The sequence below is a fragment of the Clostridium sp. AWRP genome, assembly GCF_004006395.2.
Classification (GTDB): domain Bacteria; phylum Bacillota; class Clostridia; order Clostridiales; family Clostridiaceae; genus Clostridium_B.
In genome coordinates this window covers 2,518,174-2,534,298 of the sequence record NZ_CP029758.2, presented here as the reverse complement: position 1 = coordinate 2,534,298, position 16,125 = coordinate 2,518,174, and the positions used below count along the sequence as shown (strand labels likewise).

Annotated in this window: 8 protein-coding genes and 5 riboswitches; of the genes, 7 read left to right on the top strand and 1 reads right to left on the bottom strand. The window is 32.1% G+C overall.

What is annotated here, in order from left to right; all coding sequences use genetic code 11:
• Positions 1-245: 245 nt before the first annotated feature.
• Positions 246-1,451, top strand: a complete 1,206-nt coding sequence (locus tag DMR38_RS11630; RefSeq protein ID WP_175413103.1) for an IS256 family transposase — start codon at positions 246-248, stop codon at positions 1,449-1,451.
• A 152-nt stretch (positions 1,452-1,603) separates the two neighbouring features.
• Here DMR38_RS11630 and metE read toward each other — a convergent pair whose 3' ends face one another.
• On the bottom strand, positions 1,604-3,976 hold the full coding sequence (gene metE, locus DMR38_RS11625) for a 5-methyltetrahydropteroyltriglutamate--homocysteine S-methyltransferase (RefSeq protein ID WP_127721477.1): 2,373 nt from the start codon (positions 3,974-3,976) through the stop codon (positions 1,604-1,606).
• Between the two features lie 34 nt (positions 3,977-4,010).
• A riboswitch (cobalamin riboswitch) is annotated at positions 4,011-4,192 on the bottom strand.
• 140 nt (positions 4,193-4,332) lie between these two features.
• Positions 4,333-4,516: riboswitch (cobalamin riboswitch) on the top strand.
• Positions 4,517-4,646: 130 nt separating this feature from the next.
• On the opposite strand from metE, the gene DMR38_RS11620 reads away from it, so the two are divergent.
• The 6 genes from DMR38_RS11620 (at position 4,647) to DMR38_RS11585 (ending at position 16,116) form a co-directional block, all read left to right on the top strand.
• Entirely contained in the window at positions 4,647-5,126 is a 480-nt protein-coding gene (locus DMR38_RS11620) for a hypothetical protein (protein ID WP_127721476.1), read from the top strand.
• A 149-nt stretch (positions 5,127-5,275) separates the two neighbouring features.
• A riboswitch (cobalamin riboswitch) is annotated at positions 5,276-5,462 on the top strand.
• 297 nt (positions 5,463-5,759) lie between these two features.
• Positions 5,760-6,248 (top strand): hypothetical protein, encoded by a 489-nt coding sequence (locus DMR38_RS11615; protein ID WP_127721475.1) that lies wholly within the window; start codon positions 5,760-5,762, stop codon positions 6,246-6,248.
• 89 nt (positions 6,249-6,337) lie between these two features.
• A complete protein-coding gene (locus DMR38_RS22305) occupies positions 6,338-10,906 on the top strand; it encodes an Ig-like domain-containing protein (RefSeq protein WP_243124289.1) in 4,569 nt (1,522 codons plus the stop codon).
• 135 nt (positions 10,907-11,041) lie between these two features.
• A riboswitch (cobalamin riboswitch) is annotated at positions 11,042-11,226 on the top strand.
• A 171-nt stretch (positions 11,227-11,397) separates the two neighbouring features.
• A complete protein-coding gene (locus DMR38_RS11595) occupies positions 11,398-11,637 on the top strand; it encodes a DUF3467 domain-containing protein (RefSeq protein ID WP_127721474.1) in 240 nt (79 codons plus the stop codon).
• A gap of 161 nt (positions 11,638-11,798) precedes the next feature.
• A riboswitch (cobalamin riboswitch) is annotated at positions 11,799-11,985 on the top strand.
• 302 nt (positions 11,986-12,287) lie between these two features.
• Positions 12,288-13,103: a hypothetical protein gene (locus DMR38_RS11590; RefSeq protein ID WP_127721473.1), complete on the top strand. Its 816-nt coding sequence runs from the start codon at positions 12,288-12,290 to the stop codon at positions 13,101-13,103.
• Positions 13,104-13,221: 118 nt separating this feature from the next.
• The gene (locus DMR38_RS11585) at positions 13,222-16,116 is read left to right on the top strand and encodes a cell surface protein (protein WP_127721472.1); all 2,895 of its coding nucleotides are present in this window, start codon (positions 13,222-13,224) and stop codon (positions 16,114-16,116) included.
• Positions 16,117-16,125 lie beyond the last annotated feature (9 nt).

The window sequence follows — 16,125 nt, the reverse complement described above, 5'->3', positions numbered from 1 at the left end:
CTGTAGAAGCTTTTTATTATATAGCCAGTACCTTTATCTGATACATTAAAAGAACGTACCTAGATTTAGTTTACACAAATCTAGGTACGTTCTCCTATTAGAGGTTAATGTCAATAAAAATTTTATGGAGCCTGTGATAAAAAGTCTGTAAATCAAATAAAAACATAAAGCTTTCTATGATAAAATAAAAATTATAGGAGGCTTTTTTTATGGCAAGGAAAAAAGATGTTTATAAGGTAAAACCAATGACAGATGGTAAGAGAAATATTATAACTTCTCTTATAAGTGAGTATGATATCAAATCTGCAGAGGACATTCAAGATGCACTGAAAGATCTACTGGGAGGAACTCTTCAGGAGATGCTGGAAGGTGAGATGGACAACCATCTTGGCTATGAAAAGTATGGACGCTCAGATGAAGCTAACTACAGGAATGGTAAGAAAAGCAAGAAAGTACGAAGTAAATATGGTGAAGTAGAGATTGATGTACCTCAAGATAGGAACAGTACATTTCAGCCGCAGGCTGTAGCAAAGCGCCAGAAGGACATATCAAGCATAGAAGACAAAATAATATCGATGTATGCAAAAGGTATGACTACAAGACAAATATCTGAAATTATTGAAGACATATATGGTTTTGAAGCAAGTGAAAGTATGATATCTAACATAACAGACCGCATATTACCAGAGATTGAACAGTGGCAGCAGCGTCCATTGTCTACAGTTTATCCAATTGTTTTCATAGATGCAGTACATTTTTCTGTTAGAGATAATGGTATAGTAAAAAAACTTGCGGCCTATATAATCATGGGAATAAATGATGCCGGAATAAAAGATGTGCTTTCCATAAATATAGGTGAGAACGAGAGCAGCAAATACTGGCTTGGTGTTTTAAATGAGCTTAAAAACAGAGGAGTTAAAGATATCCTCATACTTTGTGCAGATGGTCTTTCTGGCATAAAAGAATCTATAAATGCGTCCTTTCCGGACACAGAATACCAAAGATGCATCGTACATCAGATAAGAAATACACTTAAATATGTATCTTATAAACACAAGAAAGATTTTGCAAAGGATCTTAAGAGTATATATCAGGCTCCATCTGAGGAAACTGCTCATAAAAATCTGGAAATTGTAACTAAGAAGTGGAATGATAAATATCCAGGATCTATGCGAAGCTGGTTGAAAAATTGGGATGCTATAACCCCTATATTCAAATTTTCACCAGAAGTCAGAAAAGTAATATATACAACGAATGCCATAGAAAGCCTTAATAGCACATACCGCAGATTAAACAGTCAAAGAAGCGTATTTCCAAGTGATACTGCACTTCTAAAGGCACTTTATCTTGCAACATTTGAGGCAACTAAGAAATGGACGTCAGTCCTCAGAAACTGGGGTAAGGTTTATGGTGAACTATCCATAATGTATGATGGCAGACTTCCCGAATAAAATTTTTATAAAAATAACGCCTTTTTTCTTAGGCGTTATTGACATACTCATTTTTAAATTATATATTTGAAATTAAGACAGAAATAATTTTTTACATAGCTGTCTTTCTAAAATATCATAGAAAGCTAATTTACAGAAAAAATCTAACACTCTCATTTTAATGAGTAAAATAGAATTCCCATAGTATCACTTTTTTTTACAGCTTCAAGTTCAATTCTTATATTTTTAACAGCATTAACCATATTAATTAAACTAGCGTTTGTTTCTGTAATTCCGCTTGTCTTCAGGTTGCAATCTGGATTAATCCAAAGTTTATTAATATCTAATGTACTAAGTATTACTTTTATGAGAGTTTCTATCTCTTTTATGTCTGGTAGTTTAGGGGAATGCACATCATATATTCCAGGACCTATTTCAAATTTAAAATTACTTTTCTTTAATAAATTTAGTAATGAAAAATTAGATTTGGCGGTTTCTATAGAAATAACATCTGAATCCATAGATTCTAGTACTTTAAATATATCTTCAAATTCACTATAACACATGTGTGTATGAATAGAAGTTTTTGATTTTATCTTAGAATGTGTTAGCTTAAAAGCAGGAATTGCCCAATCTAAATATTTTTTATGCCAATCAATTTTTCTTAATGGCAGTTTTTCTTTCAGTGCAGCTTCATCAATTTGAATTATTTTTATTCCTTCTTGTTCTAAATCTAATACTTCATCTCTAATAGCAAGTCCTATTTGATAAGCTATTTGTTTTAATTCTAAATCTTCTCTTGGAAAGGAGCAATTTAAAATTGTTATAGGTCCAGTAAGCGTACCTTTAACTGGTTTATTGGTTTGTTTTTGAGCAAATTTAATCCAATTTGTTGTTATTGATTCAGTACGTTTTACATCTCCAAAAATTATAGGAGGTTTTACAGTTCTAGTGCCATAAGATTGTACCCAACCATTTTGAGTAAATAAAAAACCTTTAAGATGTTTTCCAAAATATTCAACCATATCATTTCTTTCATATTCACCATGTACTAATACATCTAAACCTGCCTCCTCTTGAAAATGAATTGTATCTTTAATTTTTTCTTTAATGCTGGTTTTATATTGATGCTTTGAAATGTTACCGTCTTCATAATTTTTCCTGAGTTTTTTTATTTCGTCAGTCTGAGGAAATGAGCCTATTGTTGTTGTTGGAAGAATGGGAAGTTTTAAATATTCTTTTTGAATTTTTCTACGTTTTTCAAAAGGATCTTTCCTTATGAAATCTTCTTTTTTTAAATTTTTCACTTTTTTTCTAACTTCTAAGTCATAGCATAATTGATGGTTTCTCTTTTTTTTCAAAATTTCTTGATTTTTTAAGTATTTGATGCTAATTTTATATTCATTACACTGAAGTAGTTCTTGCAAATCTGTAAGTTCACTTAATTTTTCCTCTGCAAATGAAAAATTTTCTATGTATTGAGTGAAACACGTAAATTTTTTTAACTTTGGTTTTCTTGTATTTAATTTTTCTTCTTTAACTGTATAAGGTACATGAAGAAGAGAACAAGAGGTGCTTATATAAATTCTATCTTTATCAATATGTTTACTTAGTTCTTCAATAATTTTGATGCTATTATTATAATCATTTTTCCATACATTCTTTCCGTTAATAATTCCAGCTATTAATAGTTTATTTTTGGGAAATCCATATTTTTTAATTAGGTCTATATTTTTCTCACCTTCAACTAAATCTAATCCTATTGCATTAAATTTCATATCACTAAAGTATTTATAAATATCTCTTACATCGCCAAAATAAGTTTGAAGTAATATTTGAAATTTATATTTTCTATTTATAATTTTGTCATAAGCAGTTCTAAATAAAAATATATCTTCTTGTGTTAAATCTGTTACTAAAATAGGCTCATCAATTTCAATATAACTTATATCCTGTCTTTCGAACTTATCTAATATAGCTGTGTATACATTTGTAAGCTCATCCAGGCATTCTTTAAATGTTCTGTTTGTTTTTAAATATGAAAGCTTGAGAAATGTAAAAATTCCTATTATAACTGGCTTTGTATCAATTTCCTCATCTTTAGCTTCCTTATATAAATCAAAAGGTTTAGTATCATTTAGGCAAAAATAAGTATAATTATCTATTTCAGGTACTATATAATGATAATTAGTATTAAACCATTTTTTCATAGGCAAAGCTTTTACATCCAGGTTATCATTTTGATAACCTCTTGCCATTGCAAAATATGTGTCTAATTTAGAAAGTTTGAGCTCTTTATAACGTTTTGGTATGATATTTAACAGAAATGCCATATCTAACATATTATCGTAATATGAAAAGTCATTAGATGGAATAATATCTATTCCCACTTCTTTTTGGGTTGTCCAGTATTCTTTCCTTAGTTGTTTTGCAGTGAACTTTAGCATATTTGAATCTATCTTTTTTTTTAAGTAAGATTCTACTGCAAACTTTAGTTCTCTGTGCACTCCAAGTCTTGGGTAACCTACAATTGTTGATTTTATCATTTTTATTCCTCCTTAATCTTCACTCCCAAAGATTTGATTATTTTAAATATAAGGCAGGTTTCCTGACTTATCTTCATCCTACAGATCTCCCTTCCCGCTTAATGTAGTGGCTATTGAGATTTTCGTCTGAAATACAGTAGTGGGTGCTGATCAAGATTCCAACTTGATTCCCTTTTAACTTCCTTTTAAAGAAGCACCTTATATTTCAAAAAGCTATTAGATACAATTGATCTTTCAAGCTTGTTTAAGAATTATTATATTATTAAATAATAATTATAGTATTATATGGCGATAAATGTCAATGATCAATTATATTATTGACATTAAACTGTAATAGGTATAAATTATAATTAAGTTCTATAAAGACAAATATAGGTTTAATCTAATTTGATTAATTAAAAGGGAATCAGGTGAAAATCCTGGACTATCCCGTAGCTGTAATAGAGGAGTTTTAGTATATTATGCCACTTAAATATTGGGAAGGCGTACTAAAATGGTGAATCTTGAGTCAGAAGACCTACCTATATTTTACACAAATATCTCTACGAGTGATAGGGGGAGTGTTATGATGATAGTTTTGTTAGATTTTCTATAACTAATCAAACATTTTTATAATATTTCCTTTTAACGCTTTTGTTAAAAGGAATTTTTTTTAAGGGAGGATTTTTTTATGAATCGTTATTTTTACCAGACGCAGTTTTCTGAATATAAACCAGGATTAATTTCTTATTTAAATAAAAGTAATAAAATAAAATTAGAAATTAATAATGTATATTTTTATAAGTATCTCAAAAAAGTAGTGGGATTTTATAAAGAACTTGAAAATTATTATAATACTTATTCATTAAAAGAAAAAGAAATTGTGGAACAAGATGGAATAAATATTCAAAATATTAATGAAGTTCTAAAACTTGATATATATTTATATAACATTATAATTATGTATCAAGACGATACTATATTTGAAGAAGATTTTGAATTTAGTGATAGCTTAAAGAAATGGATTCATTGTATTGATGAAAATACTTTACTTGCATACTTTAACAGCGGTTATGACGGAGATACTTTAAATGACAAAAAGATATTCTGTGATTTTTTACCTCAAGAATTTAAATTTGACAATTTGGAAAAACGAGTTAATATAATTTAAAAATAAATATGTAGTTATCTTTACAGCTTAAATAAGCATATAGATATTTTTGTTAATAAAAAATTATATGAGCAAAATAGAATTTCTTATAGAAGATTATGTTGACTTTTAAAAAATTATGTACTAATCTTAACATAAAGATAATAAAAATTTAATATTTAGCATTAGGTGCTGTCAAATGGGATAGTTAAAAGGAAAAGTGTAAAAAGCACTGCAGCCCACCGTTACTGTATGGAGAATGAAACCCTAATTATGTCACTGGATTTTTATATCTGGGAAGACAGGGGAGTAAGATGAATCTGAGCCAGGAAGCCTGCCTGATATTATGTTAATTCTTTCGGAGGGGAAGATGTTACTATATTTAAGCTTGTTTATGATTAAAAGTAAACGGTTATATTGACATGAGAGAACTCTAGTGGTTCTTTTTTAGTTTATTAGTCATATAGAATATTTATGTAATAAAAGGGACTTTCGAAGGAAGGTCTCTTTTATTATGGTACGCCTAGCATGGACGCAATCTTAAGGGTGAAAGTCCCTAGCGTGGAATGCATAGTTTAAGACAAGGGGGTCCATGGTGACGTGGAATCTGGAGGAAGTGGGCGGCAAAATACATAAATCAAAAGAGGTGAGAAAATGAACAGATTTAAAGATTTAACAGGAAAGAAATTTGGACGTTTAACAGTTATGTCTGTTGCAAATAAAAAATATAAAGATAGGGGTGTTATTTGGAACTGCTTATGTGACTGTGGAAACAAAGTAAAAGTTAGAGAAAGACATTTAATAGATGGCGGAACTAGAAGTTGTGGATGTTTGATGATAGAACATACTAAAATTATTCAGGTTAAAGCAACTAATGTAGATAGGTTTAAAGGAACAAAAATAGGCCAATTAACACGTAAAATTTCTTCTAGTAATTCTAGTGGTTACAAAGGTATTAATTGGGATAAAAAAAGAAGTAAATGGAGAGTACGTTTAACTCTTGCAGGAAAAGAAAAACATTTAGGATATTTTGATAAATTGGAAGACGCAATAGAATGTAGAAAAAAAGGTGAGGAAAAATATTTTAAGCCTATAATTGAGGAATACAAAAAGTCTTCGAAAATTTTAAGCGTATCTTTTTAAGGAGATGGTATACAAGCAAGAACTTAAAAATTAATAATATTAAGATTAGTTTATATTACATAATCTTAGAATTTAGAAAGGAGAATGAAATGAAAAAGATATGGAAAAAGGCAAGTTTTGTTATGATGCTTATATTTACATTAATGACATTTGCACCATACACGGTTATGGCAGATACCGTACCAACAACATCAACGCCCTCTTTAACTCAAGATAAAGATGGAAATTATACGGTAAGTTCAGTAAAAGACTTAAACAAACTCAGGGGGGATATTGATAAGGGAATAGACTATTCGGGTAAAAATGTTCTGTTAACTCAGGATATTGATGTAGGTAAATCTGAATTACCTTTGAAATCTTTTACAACACAAAATACGTTTAATGGTACTTTTAATGGAAAATTTCATACTATAAGTAACTATAATGATCCCAAATCTGGTTTATTCAATATTATTAATAAAGATGGTATTGTGGAGAATGCTAGGATTGATGCTAACGTAGTTATTGAAGGTGATAAAATTGAAAATTATGGACTAATTGCTAATGAAGCAAGTGGAACAATTATTCGCTGTTTTTCAACAGGAACAATTACAAATAAGGTTAAAGTTTTTTTTGAAGCAGGAATAGTTGCTAGGGATACAATTGGACAAACAAGTAGTATTGCAGCTGGGTACTTAAAAGATTGTTACAGTAATGTAATTATTGATAATCAATCATCAGAGGAAATGGTGAGATATGCAGGAATTTGTTCAATGGGTGGTGAACAATTAGATCACTGCTATTTTTATGGTAAATTTACAGGAAATTATACTGGTGAACATAGCGATAAATGCCAACCAATCCTATGTTCAACCTATTATGATAGTAAAACTGGAGTTACCACAAGTGCAGAAAATTGTGCATATGATAAAGATGTATTAGGTTATACCCCATCTTCTTCTGATAATGGTAACCCCAAAGGTTATACAACTGCAGAAATGAAAAATAAAGATACATATACAGCTCTAGACTTTGATTTTGATAAAACCTGGAAAATAGATTCTTCAAATAATGGATATCCATATTTAAATTCAGAAAACACACAAAAAACAGCAGCAAAAGTGACTGTAGATGTGCAGGTAACGGCTGATGATAAAACTTATATTGTTCCTACTTCCCCAATTATTTATAATACAGATGATAGTCTTAAGACAACGGCAACTTTTAAAATAGTTCCAAGATCTGATGAAGATAAAGAGCTAATAAGCAAATATAATGTTAGCGCAACCTATAGTGGAGATGTATTTTTAAATGCACCAACTATTGGAGACGTGCCTATAGATATTGATACCAGTAAGGTTAAGATAAATTATAATTCAAATGAGGATTATCAGTTTGTACTTGGTAAAGTTCTGTCGTCAACTGCTAAACTCCTTGATAATGGTGCAGCAGGACCTACACAAGATGAACAAAAGCAGCAGATTGAAGATGCAAAAAAGGCAGAAGATATTCTTTATACCAAATTAGGCACCAAACTAGGTATTACAGGAGATGTACCTAAATTTAGCTGGGGTGGAGACAAATCTGCAGCTCCAGGAAAAGAAGGAACTGTTACTTTTTCAGATGAGGACTGGGGAATATTTTCATCGGCACGTTCTGGCTATACGGGAATAAGAGCAGGATATTATGATGACTGGTTTAAGAGTATACAGACAGGCTTGCAGAAAATGAAAGATGCAGGGGTAACTGCTCGGGATGTAAAGATGACGGAATGGGAGAAGTTAGTTCTGGCAATTACTGCTATAGGCTATGATCCAAGAGATATAAAAGCTTATGATTTAATAGACATAATTTCAAATAAGGAGTATGTGAAAGCATCAAATCAATATTTTACGCCGCAGTATGCAATTTATGCATTAACTTCTCGTAATTATATTGATCTTATTCCTAATGATGGAAAGCACATTACTAAAGATGATTTAGATGGATATATACATGAATGGGCCAAGGGTGCACTTGGGTCAAAAGGTGCTGATGGGTCAGCAGTAATAGGAAATACTACTCCTGATATGTGGACTATGAAATTACAACCAATTGCAGCTTATTATAATCCAGATGCAAAACCAGGAGACAAGTACTATGACGTAAAGCAGGCTATGGATCATGTATTTGCACAGTTTTCAAATGCCCAGACTTATAAGGGATCTTTCTGGGGCGGCAGTGTAGATCTTGATGGCAAAATTGATTTAAATAATGCCTGGACCAATGCCCAGGTGTATATGACACTTGGAATGGCACATGCCAATATTTTTGACAAGATGTATATAAAAGACGGCAAGACTATTTTGGATGGTGTACTTGAGAAGTTTGATGTGAAAAATGGTACTACTGATTTTGATAATTCATCTTATGAATCTGCACAAATATGTAGGGGATTGGATTCGCTTGTACGTGCAGCTGAAGGCAGAGTCTCAATTTTTGATTGTACAGATGTCAAAGATTCTACAGTCCCTGTAAACAATGCAATAGCAGCACTGCCGGATGTATATAAAATTACTTCAGCTGATAAGGAAAAGGTTGATGCCGCAAGAGATGCATATGATAAATTAAGTGATGTTAAAAAAGCTTCAATAAAGCAGGAAACGATGGATAAATTGACTGACGCAGAGAAAAAGCTGTCACAATCACAGCCAGTAAAAGTAACAGGAATAGGTCTTGATAAAACGAGTGCATATCTAATGAAAGGAGATACACTGCAGCTTACAGTGGCTATAACGCCTAAATATGCAACTAATACAAAAATAGATTGGTCAAGCAGTGATCCTACAGTGGCATCAGTGGATGAAAATGGAAAGGTAACAGCATTAAAAAAAGGAACAGCCGTAATAACAGCCGTATCTGAAGACAACAGGGATGCAAAAGCACAGTGCACAATAACAATAAAAGAAAATGTAAGTGTGACGGGAATAATTCTCGACAAAACAAGTGTTAAGTTGATACCAAAAGCTGCATTGCAGCTTATGCCAACCATAACACCAAACGATGCAACTAACCCAAAGGTGGATTGGTCAAGTAGTGATCCTACAGTAGCAGCGGTAGATAAAAGTGGAAAAGTAACGGCAATAAAAGTAGGAACCGCAACTATAACTGCAAATACTGAAGATGGAAATAAAACGGCATCTTGTGCTGTAACAGTTGTTGATGGTCAGGGAGCTATTGTTATTAATAATGTAAAGTTGAAAAACAAACTTGCCCTAGCAGCAGGAAAAGACAGTGACTATGAGGGATATTTCACACCGGATGATCTAGCATCTATAAAAGGAACTATTGACCTTTCAAATTTAGATATTACCGATAGTGATATGGATGTAATGAAATATCTTAAAGGAGTATCAGCTATAAACCTGTCGGATAACAAAGATTTAACAAACCTTAGTTTTAAAAAACTTAAATTTGACTGGACAATACCAAAGGGTTTGGACTTTAGTGGATGTACAGGTATGAAAGACATAAAAAATAAAATGTTTGCATTTGCTTCTAGTAAACTGACTTCTATTAAATTACCTGAAGGAATACCAAGTATTCCTTTTTCATGTTTTTCAAATAGTAAACTTTTAGCTTCTGTAGAAATTTCAAATACGGTTAAAAGTGTAGGCAACTTAGCTTTCAGTGGCTGCACGTCACTGGAATATATGAAAATACCAGGTAGTGTAACACAATTGGGAAATGGATGTTTTTCGGGTTGTACCAATCTTTCTGTATTAGACTTAACAGATACAAGTTTTACTAAGGACAATACTAAAGACACAAAATATCCTGATTCTACCATGATAATTTGTGGTAAAAATGCTAAACTATCACCCGGTCAGATATCAATAAAAACAGGTGGAGTTCAAAAAATTGCAAATGAAATTCCATCAGATAAAGGGGTTGTATGGGGAAGTACTGATGCAAATGTGGCTAAAGTTTCAAGTGAAGGTGTAATAACAGGAGTTAATCCAGGAACGGCATATATTTATGCAAAAACAGATGATGATAGTTATGGAGGAGTTTGTGCTGTAACAGTAACTAAGGATATACCGCCGCAGCCAGTAAGCGTAACAGGTATAAGTCTTGACAAGACAAGTACAAGTCTTACAGAAGGAGATACACTGCAGCTTACAGTAGCTGTAACGCCGAATAATGCAGCAAATAAAAAAGTAGATTGGTCAAGCAGTGATAAAACTATAGCAGCAGTAGATGAAAACGGAAAGGTAACAGCAGTAAAGGCAGGAACAGCAACAATAACAGCAGTGTCTGAAGACAACAAGGATGCAAAGGCACAGTGTACAGTTACTGTTACGGAAAATAATACGCCAAAACCAATAAAGATAACTAATTTGACAAAGGATATTTCATTTAAATTAGGCAATGATGCGAAAGTATCTGTAAAGGCAGAGAATAATTCTGGTAAAGACAAGGATGCATCACTATTAGTAGCACTATATAATGAGAGTGGTAAATTCATCAATTATATATGCGGTAAGCAGACGATAAAAAATGGAGATTCATCTATTTTAACAGGTATTATGAAACTTCCAGAAAAAGGAATATATAAATTGAAGGCATTTGTATGGGACAGTCTTGAAAATATGAATCCTCTTTCAGATATTATAGATATACCTGTCCAGTCAAAATAAATAAACAATAAAAAAGCTTCTATAGGATGAATTAGTTATTCTGTAGAAGCTTTTTATTACCTGTACAAGTTTTTCAGGAAAATAATGTTGACTTTTGAAAAAATATGTACTAACCTTAATATAAAGATAATAAAAATTTAATATTTAGTATTAGGTGCTGTCAAACGTGATAGTTAAAAGGAAAAGTGTAATAAACACTGCAGCCCACCGTTACTGTATGGAGGATGAAACCTTAATTATGTCACTGGATTTATATCCGGGAAGACAGGGGAGTAAGATGAATCTGAGCCAGGAAGCCTGCCTGATATGTAGTTAATTCTTTCGGAGGGGAAGAGGTTGATATTTTAAACTGCTTATAATTAAAAGTAAACGGTTATATTGACATGAGAGAACCCTAGTGGTTCTTTTTTAGTTATTAGATATTATATAAAGCTACGAGATAATTAAAGAAATAAATTAAACAAAAAATATGAAAGGCAAGGGTGAATCTTATGGATGAAAATATGAAATTAGAAGAAGAGAAGGAATTATATTCAAATAGGGTGGAACTTTCCGGAACTGTATACGATTTTCAGTTAGAATTTATGAAAGTATACAAAAAAGATGTAGAAGATAGTGTAAAAATATTTATGAGCCCACAACAAGCAAAGAGCATGAGTATGATTTTATTGAAATCAATTGAAAATTATGAGAATACTTTTGGAGAAATCAATATAAATCCTAAAAAATGATACTGAATTAAGTGACAGGCATTTTTAGGACAAGCTTACTAGACAGTATTTAATAACAAAAGTCATAATATTGTGGTTCACATTAATTTAATAAAAATTTTATAAATTATTGACAAATAAATAAAAGAGATGTAACATGAAAGTAATGACAATTGTAAATTAAATAATAATATTGAACAGGTTTCTTTTTAAGGAATTAATAGGGAAAGTGGTTAAAAGCCACTGCAGCCCCCGCTGCTGTAAGGAAGATGAAATTCACAATATGCCACTGAAGATATAATCTTTGGGAAGGTGTGAAAAGTAAGATGATACCAAGCCAGTATACCTGCCTGTTACAAGTGTATATGGTTCTTTCGGTGGGAAAGGTAAGTATTCAATGCCAATAACATCTGTTTACATTAAATATTCATAAATTCATGTCGTATACTGGAGACCTTCGAAAGAAAGAGGGTCTCTTTTTATCTTTTATTTACACAAATATATTTTTACGTTAACTTAATCTCACCTGAATTACCACCTAGTTTATTTTTCACAAAGGTTAAAAATATGATTGCCATTACATTTTAATTTCCAGGAGGTGATATAAAAATTTTATCATTGTCTTTTAAATTTGGACAAGCAACAATTAAAAATTTGGAGGAGTGTATAAAATGATTAGAAGATTAAAAAACAAATTATTTGCAACTTTGTGTATAACAACATTAACTTTGGGAGCTGCGGCTGCACCATCTGCTTTTAACAGTGTTCATGCTGCCTCAGCTGCTCAAACAAAGACTGTCTATGTGGATGTTGAGAAAAATGTTTTAGGACAAGCACCTATTTTACAGCCAGTAAAAGTTACACTCAGTGATACGAATACTATTGCTGATGCTACAAAACAGGCTGTAGGTGATGGAAATGTAAATATAGTTTCAAGCCAGTATGGAAGTTATATAACAGGTTTTAAGGATGCTACAGATAATCAAGATGCTTTTAAAGATTATTTATTTACGAACAATCTTAAAAAATTAACTAAAGGTATTGTTTTCAGAAAAGATTTACCACATCAACCTATTGTTACCGATGTAAATTATTTAAGTGAAAAGGAATGCGATGGAATTTCAGGTTGGATGTTTACAGTAAATAATGAATTGAATCATGACAGTACTTATTATAACGGAAGTACAGCATTAGATAATGTACCAGATGGAGCTGTAATTCGTTGGGAATTTACAGCAGCAATGGGAGCAGATATGGGGCTAAATAGTGCATATTTACCAACTCAGGTTACTTCTGATGGATATTATAACTGGGCGACTACTAAACTTGTTGATCCATTTTTTACAAGAGCAGATAAAACAACACTTATAGCAAAAATGGCAAATCATGCAAATAAAACAGATACAGCTTATACAAATGCATTAACTCAATTAGAAACTTTACAAGCTAAACAAAAGAATGTTGATGCTGCAGCTGGTGCTTTATAATAAAAGCAGATTTTCCCTAATTGATTAAGCAAATCTTTTAGATTGATACCGGGTTAAGATGTATTTTTTAACCTGGTATTTATTATATAATTTTAGAAAAATTAGAAAGGAGAACAAAGTGAAAAGGATATGGAAAAAAATCAGTCTTGTTATGATGCTTATATTTACTTTAATGACATTTGCACCATATACTGCTAGGGCAGATGCTTCACCATCGGTATCAATGCCATCTTTAACCCAGGATACAGATGGAAACTATACTGTAAGTTCAGTAGATGACTTGAACAAACTCAGAGGAGATATCGATAATGGCATAGACTATTCAGGCAAAAAAGTTATTTTGATACATGATATTGATATAAGTAAATCAAGTGTTCCTTTAAAATCCTTTACAACTAATAAAAATTTTGATGGTACTTTTGACGGAAAGTTTAACACTATAAGTAGTTATACAGATGCAGTATCCGGTTTGTTTGGGATTGTGGGAAAAGACGGAATTGTAGAAGATGTTAAAGTTAATGCAAATGTAACCGTTACAGATGCAAGTAAAGTAATTACTTCAACTTCAATTGAGGATGCAGCTTATGGGTTGATTACTAATCAAAGTGCAGGGATAATATCTAAATGTTCTACAAAAGGTATGATTAGAACAAATGAAGATAGTAATGGTACTGTTGCAGGAATAGTTGGTGATAGTGCTTTTACAGATGATGACTGGAATGAAATAGATGGGAATATAAATAATTGTTATAGCAATGTTACTTTTGATAATACAGCTGATGGCAGTAGATGTAGTGGAATTTGTACACAAACGAGTATGAACCCAGGTAGAAGCGTGGATCACAGTTATTTTTATGGTAAAATTTTAGGAAAATCAAATAAGTTTCATCCAATTATAAGTTTGGGTGATGACAGTGCATCTACCTGTGCATATGATAGTGATGTACTGGGATTTTCAAGTCCTTCCTTTATGGGAAGTCCTGTAGGCTATACTACAGCACAGATGAAAGATAAAGACAGCTACATAAAGCTTGGATTTGACTTTGATAAGATCTGGAAGATAGATCCTTCTGTAAACGATGGCTACCCTTACTTAAACCCTGATAGTTCAACTAAGACAGTAACAAAGGTAGTAGTAGATGTGCAGGTAACAGTCCCAGACAAAATGTTTGTCCCTGGAACTGAACCTATTAAGAATACAGATGATTGTCTTAAAACGACGGCAACTTTTAAGGTAGTTCCGGAATTTGGTAAAGATGCCGATTTAATAAGCAAGTATAATGTTACTTGTGATGGAAATGTATTTTTTGATGCACCAACTATAGGAAATGTACCTATAAGTATTGATTCCAGTAAATTAAAAATAAATTATACTCCAAATGAAGATTACCAGTTTATACTTGGCAAAGTAATTCCATCTACTGCCAAGCTTCTTGACAATGGTGCGGCAGCACTTACACAGGATGTGGAAAAACAGCAGGTAGAAAATGCAAAGGAAGTAGAAAATATACTTTATGATAAGTTAAAGATAGCACAGGGGGATGTACCAGAGTTTACATGGGATGGAAATAAAGCAGCTGCACCTGGAATGGAAGGTACAGTTGTATTAAATGATTATGTGTGGGAAGTATTTTCATCAGCCCGTTCCGGATATACAGGTGTAAGGAAAGGATTTTATGATGACTGGTTCAAGAATATACAAAATGGACTGGAAAAAATGAAAGAGGCAGGGATAGCAGCCGGGGATGTAAAGATGACCGAGTGGGAAAAGTTAGTACTTGCAATTACTGCTATAGGATATGACCCAAGAGATATAAAATCCTATAATTTATTGGATATTATATCAAATAAAAATTATTTAGAAGTATCTCCGGAATATTTTACGCCGCAGTATGATGTTTATGCATTAACTTCTTATAATTATATGGACTTCATTCCTAACGATGGAAAACATATTAGTAAAGATGATATAGAAAAAAATATACATGTATGGGCAAAAAATGCACTTGGGTCAAAAGGTGCAGATGGATCTGTAGTAGCAGAAAATACTGCCCCTGATATGTGGACTATGGCGCTGCAGCCAATTGCAGCATATTATAATCCCAATGCAAAAGAAGGAGACAAGTATTATGATGTAAAACAGGCTATGGACCATGCATTTGCTCAATTTTCAAATGCCCAGACTTATAAGGGTTCTTTTTGGGGTGGCTTTGTAAATACTGATGGTACATTTGATTTAAATAACCCATGGACAAACGCCCAGGTGTACATGACACTTGGAATGGCCAAGGCTAATGTTTTTGATAAGGAATATATAAAAGATGGTAAGACTATATTTGATGCTATACTTGAAGGATTTGATGCCAAAAATAAAACTACCCAATATGACAATTTAACCTATGATCCAGTGCAGATATGCAGAGGAATAGATTCACTTGTAAGGGATTATGAAGGAAGAAACTCAATATTTGACTGTACAGATGTTAAGAATTCTACAGTGCCTGTAAATAATGCCATAGCAGCACTGCCAAATGTGGATAAGCTTACTTCAGCAGATAAAGACAAAGTTGATGGGGTAGAAAAATCGTATGATGCCTTAAGTGATGCGCAAAAATCATCCATGAAGCAGGAAACAGTGGGCAAGTTAACTGCAGCAGAGAAAAAGGTATCAGGATCACAGGGTGAAACAAAACCAATAAAGATAACTAATTTGACAAAGGACAGTTCATTTAAATTGGGCAATGATGCAAAGGTATCTGTAAAGGCAGAAAATAATTCTGGTAAGGACAAGGATACATCGCTATTAGTAGCGCTATATGATGGAAGCGATAAATTTGTGAAATATGTATGCGGCAAGCAGACGATTAAAGATGGAGATTCATCTATTTTAACGGGTATTATGAAGCTTCCAGAAGAGGGAATATATAAATTGAAGGCATTTGTATGGGACAGCCTTGAAAATATGAATCCTCTCTCAGATATTATAGATATACCTGTTCAGTCAAATAAATAAAACTTATTT

What these genes read in the sequence shown, in the direction of transcription:
- DMR38_RS11615 (WP_127721475.1), top strand. Translation starts at nt 5,760, where the DNA reads ATGAACAGATTTAAAGATTTAACAGGAAAGAAATTTGGACGTTTAACA.
- metE (WP_127721477.1), bottom strand. Translation starts at nt 3,976, where the DNA reads ATGATAAAATCAACAATTGTAGGTTACCCAAGACTTGGAGTGCACAGA.
- DMR38_RS11620 (WP_127721476.1), top strand. Translation starts at nt 4,647, where the DNA reads ATGAATCGTTATTTTTACCAGACGCAGTTTTCTGAATATAAACCAGGA.
- DMR38_RS11590 (WP_127721473.1), top strand. Translation starts at nt 12,288, where the DNA reads ATGATTAGAAGATTAAAAAACAAATTATTTGCAACTTTGTGTATAACA.
- DMR38_RS11595 (WP_127721474.1), top strand. Translation starts at nt 11,398, where the DNA reads ATGGATGAAAATATGAAATTAGAAGAAGAGAAGGAATTATATTCAAAT.
- DMR38_RS22305 (WP_243124289.1), top strand. Translation starts at nt 6,338, where the DNA reads ATGAAAAAGATATGGAAAAAGGCAAGTTTTGTTATGATGCTTATATTT.
- DMR38_RS11630 (WP_175413103.1), top strand. Translation starts at nt 246, where the DNA reads ATGACAGATGGTAAGAGAAATATTATAACTTCTCTTATAAGTGAGTAT.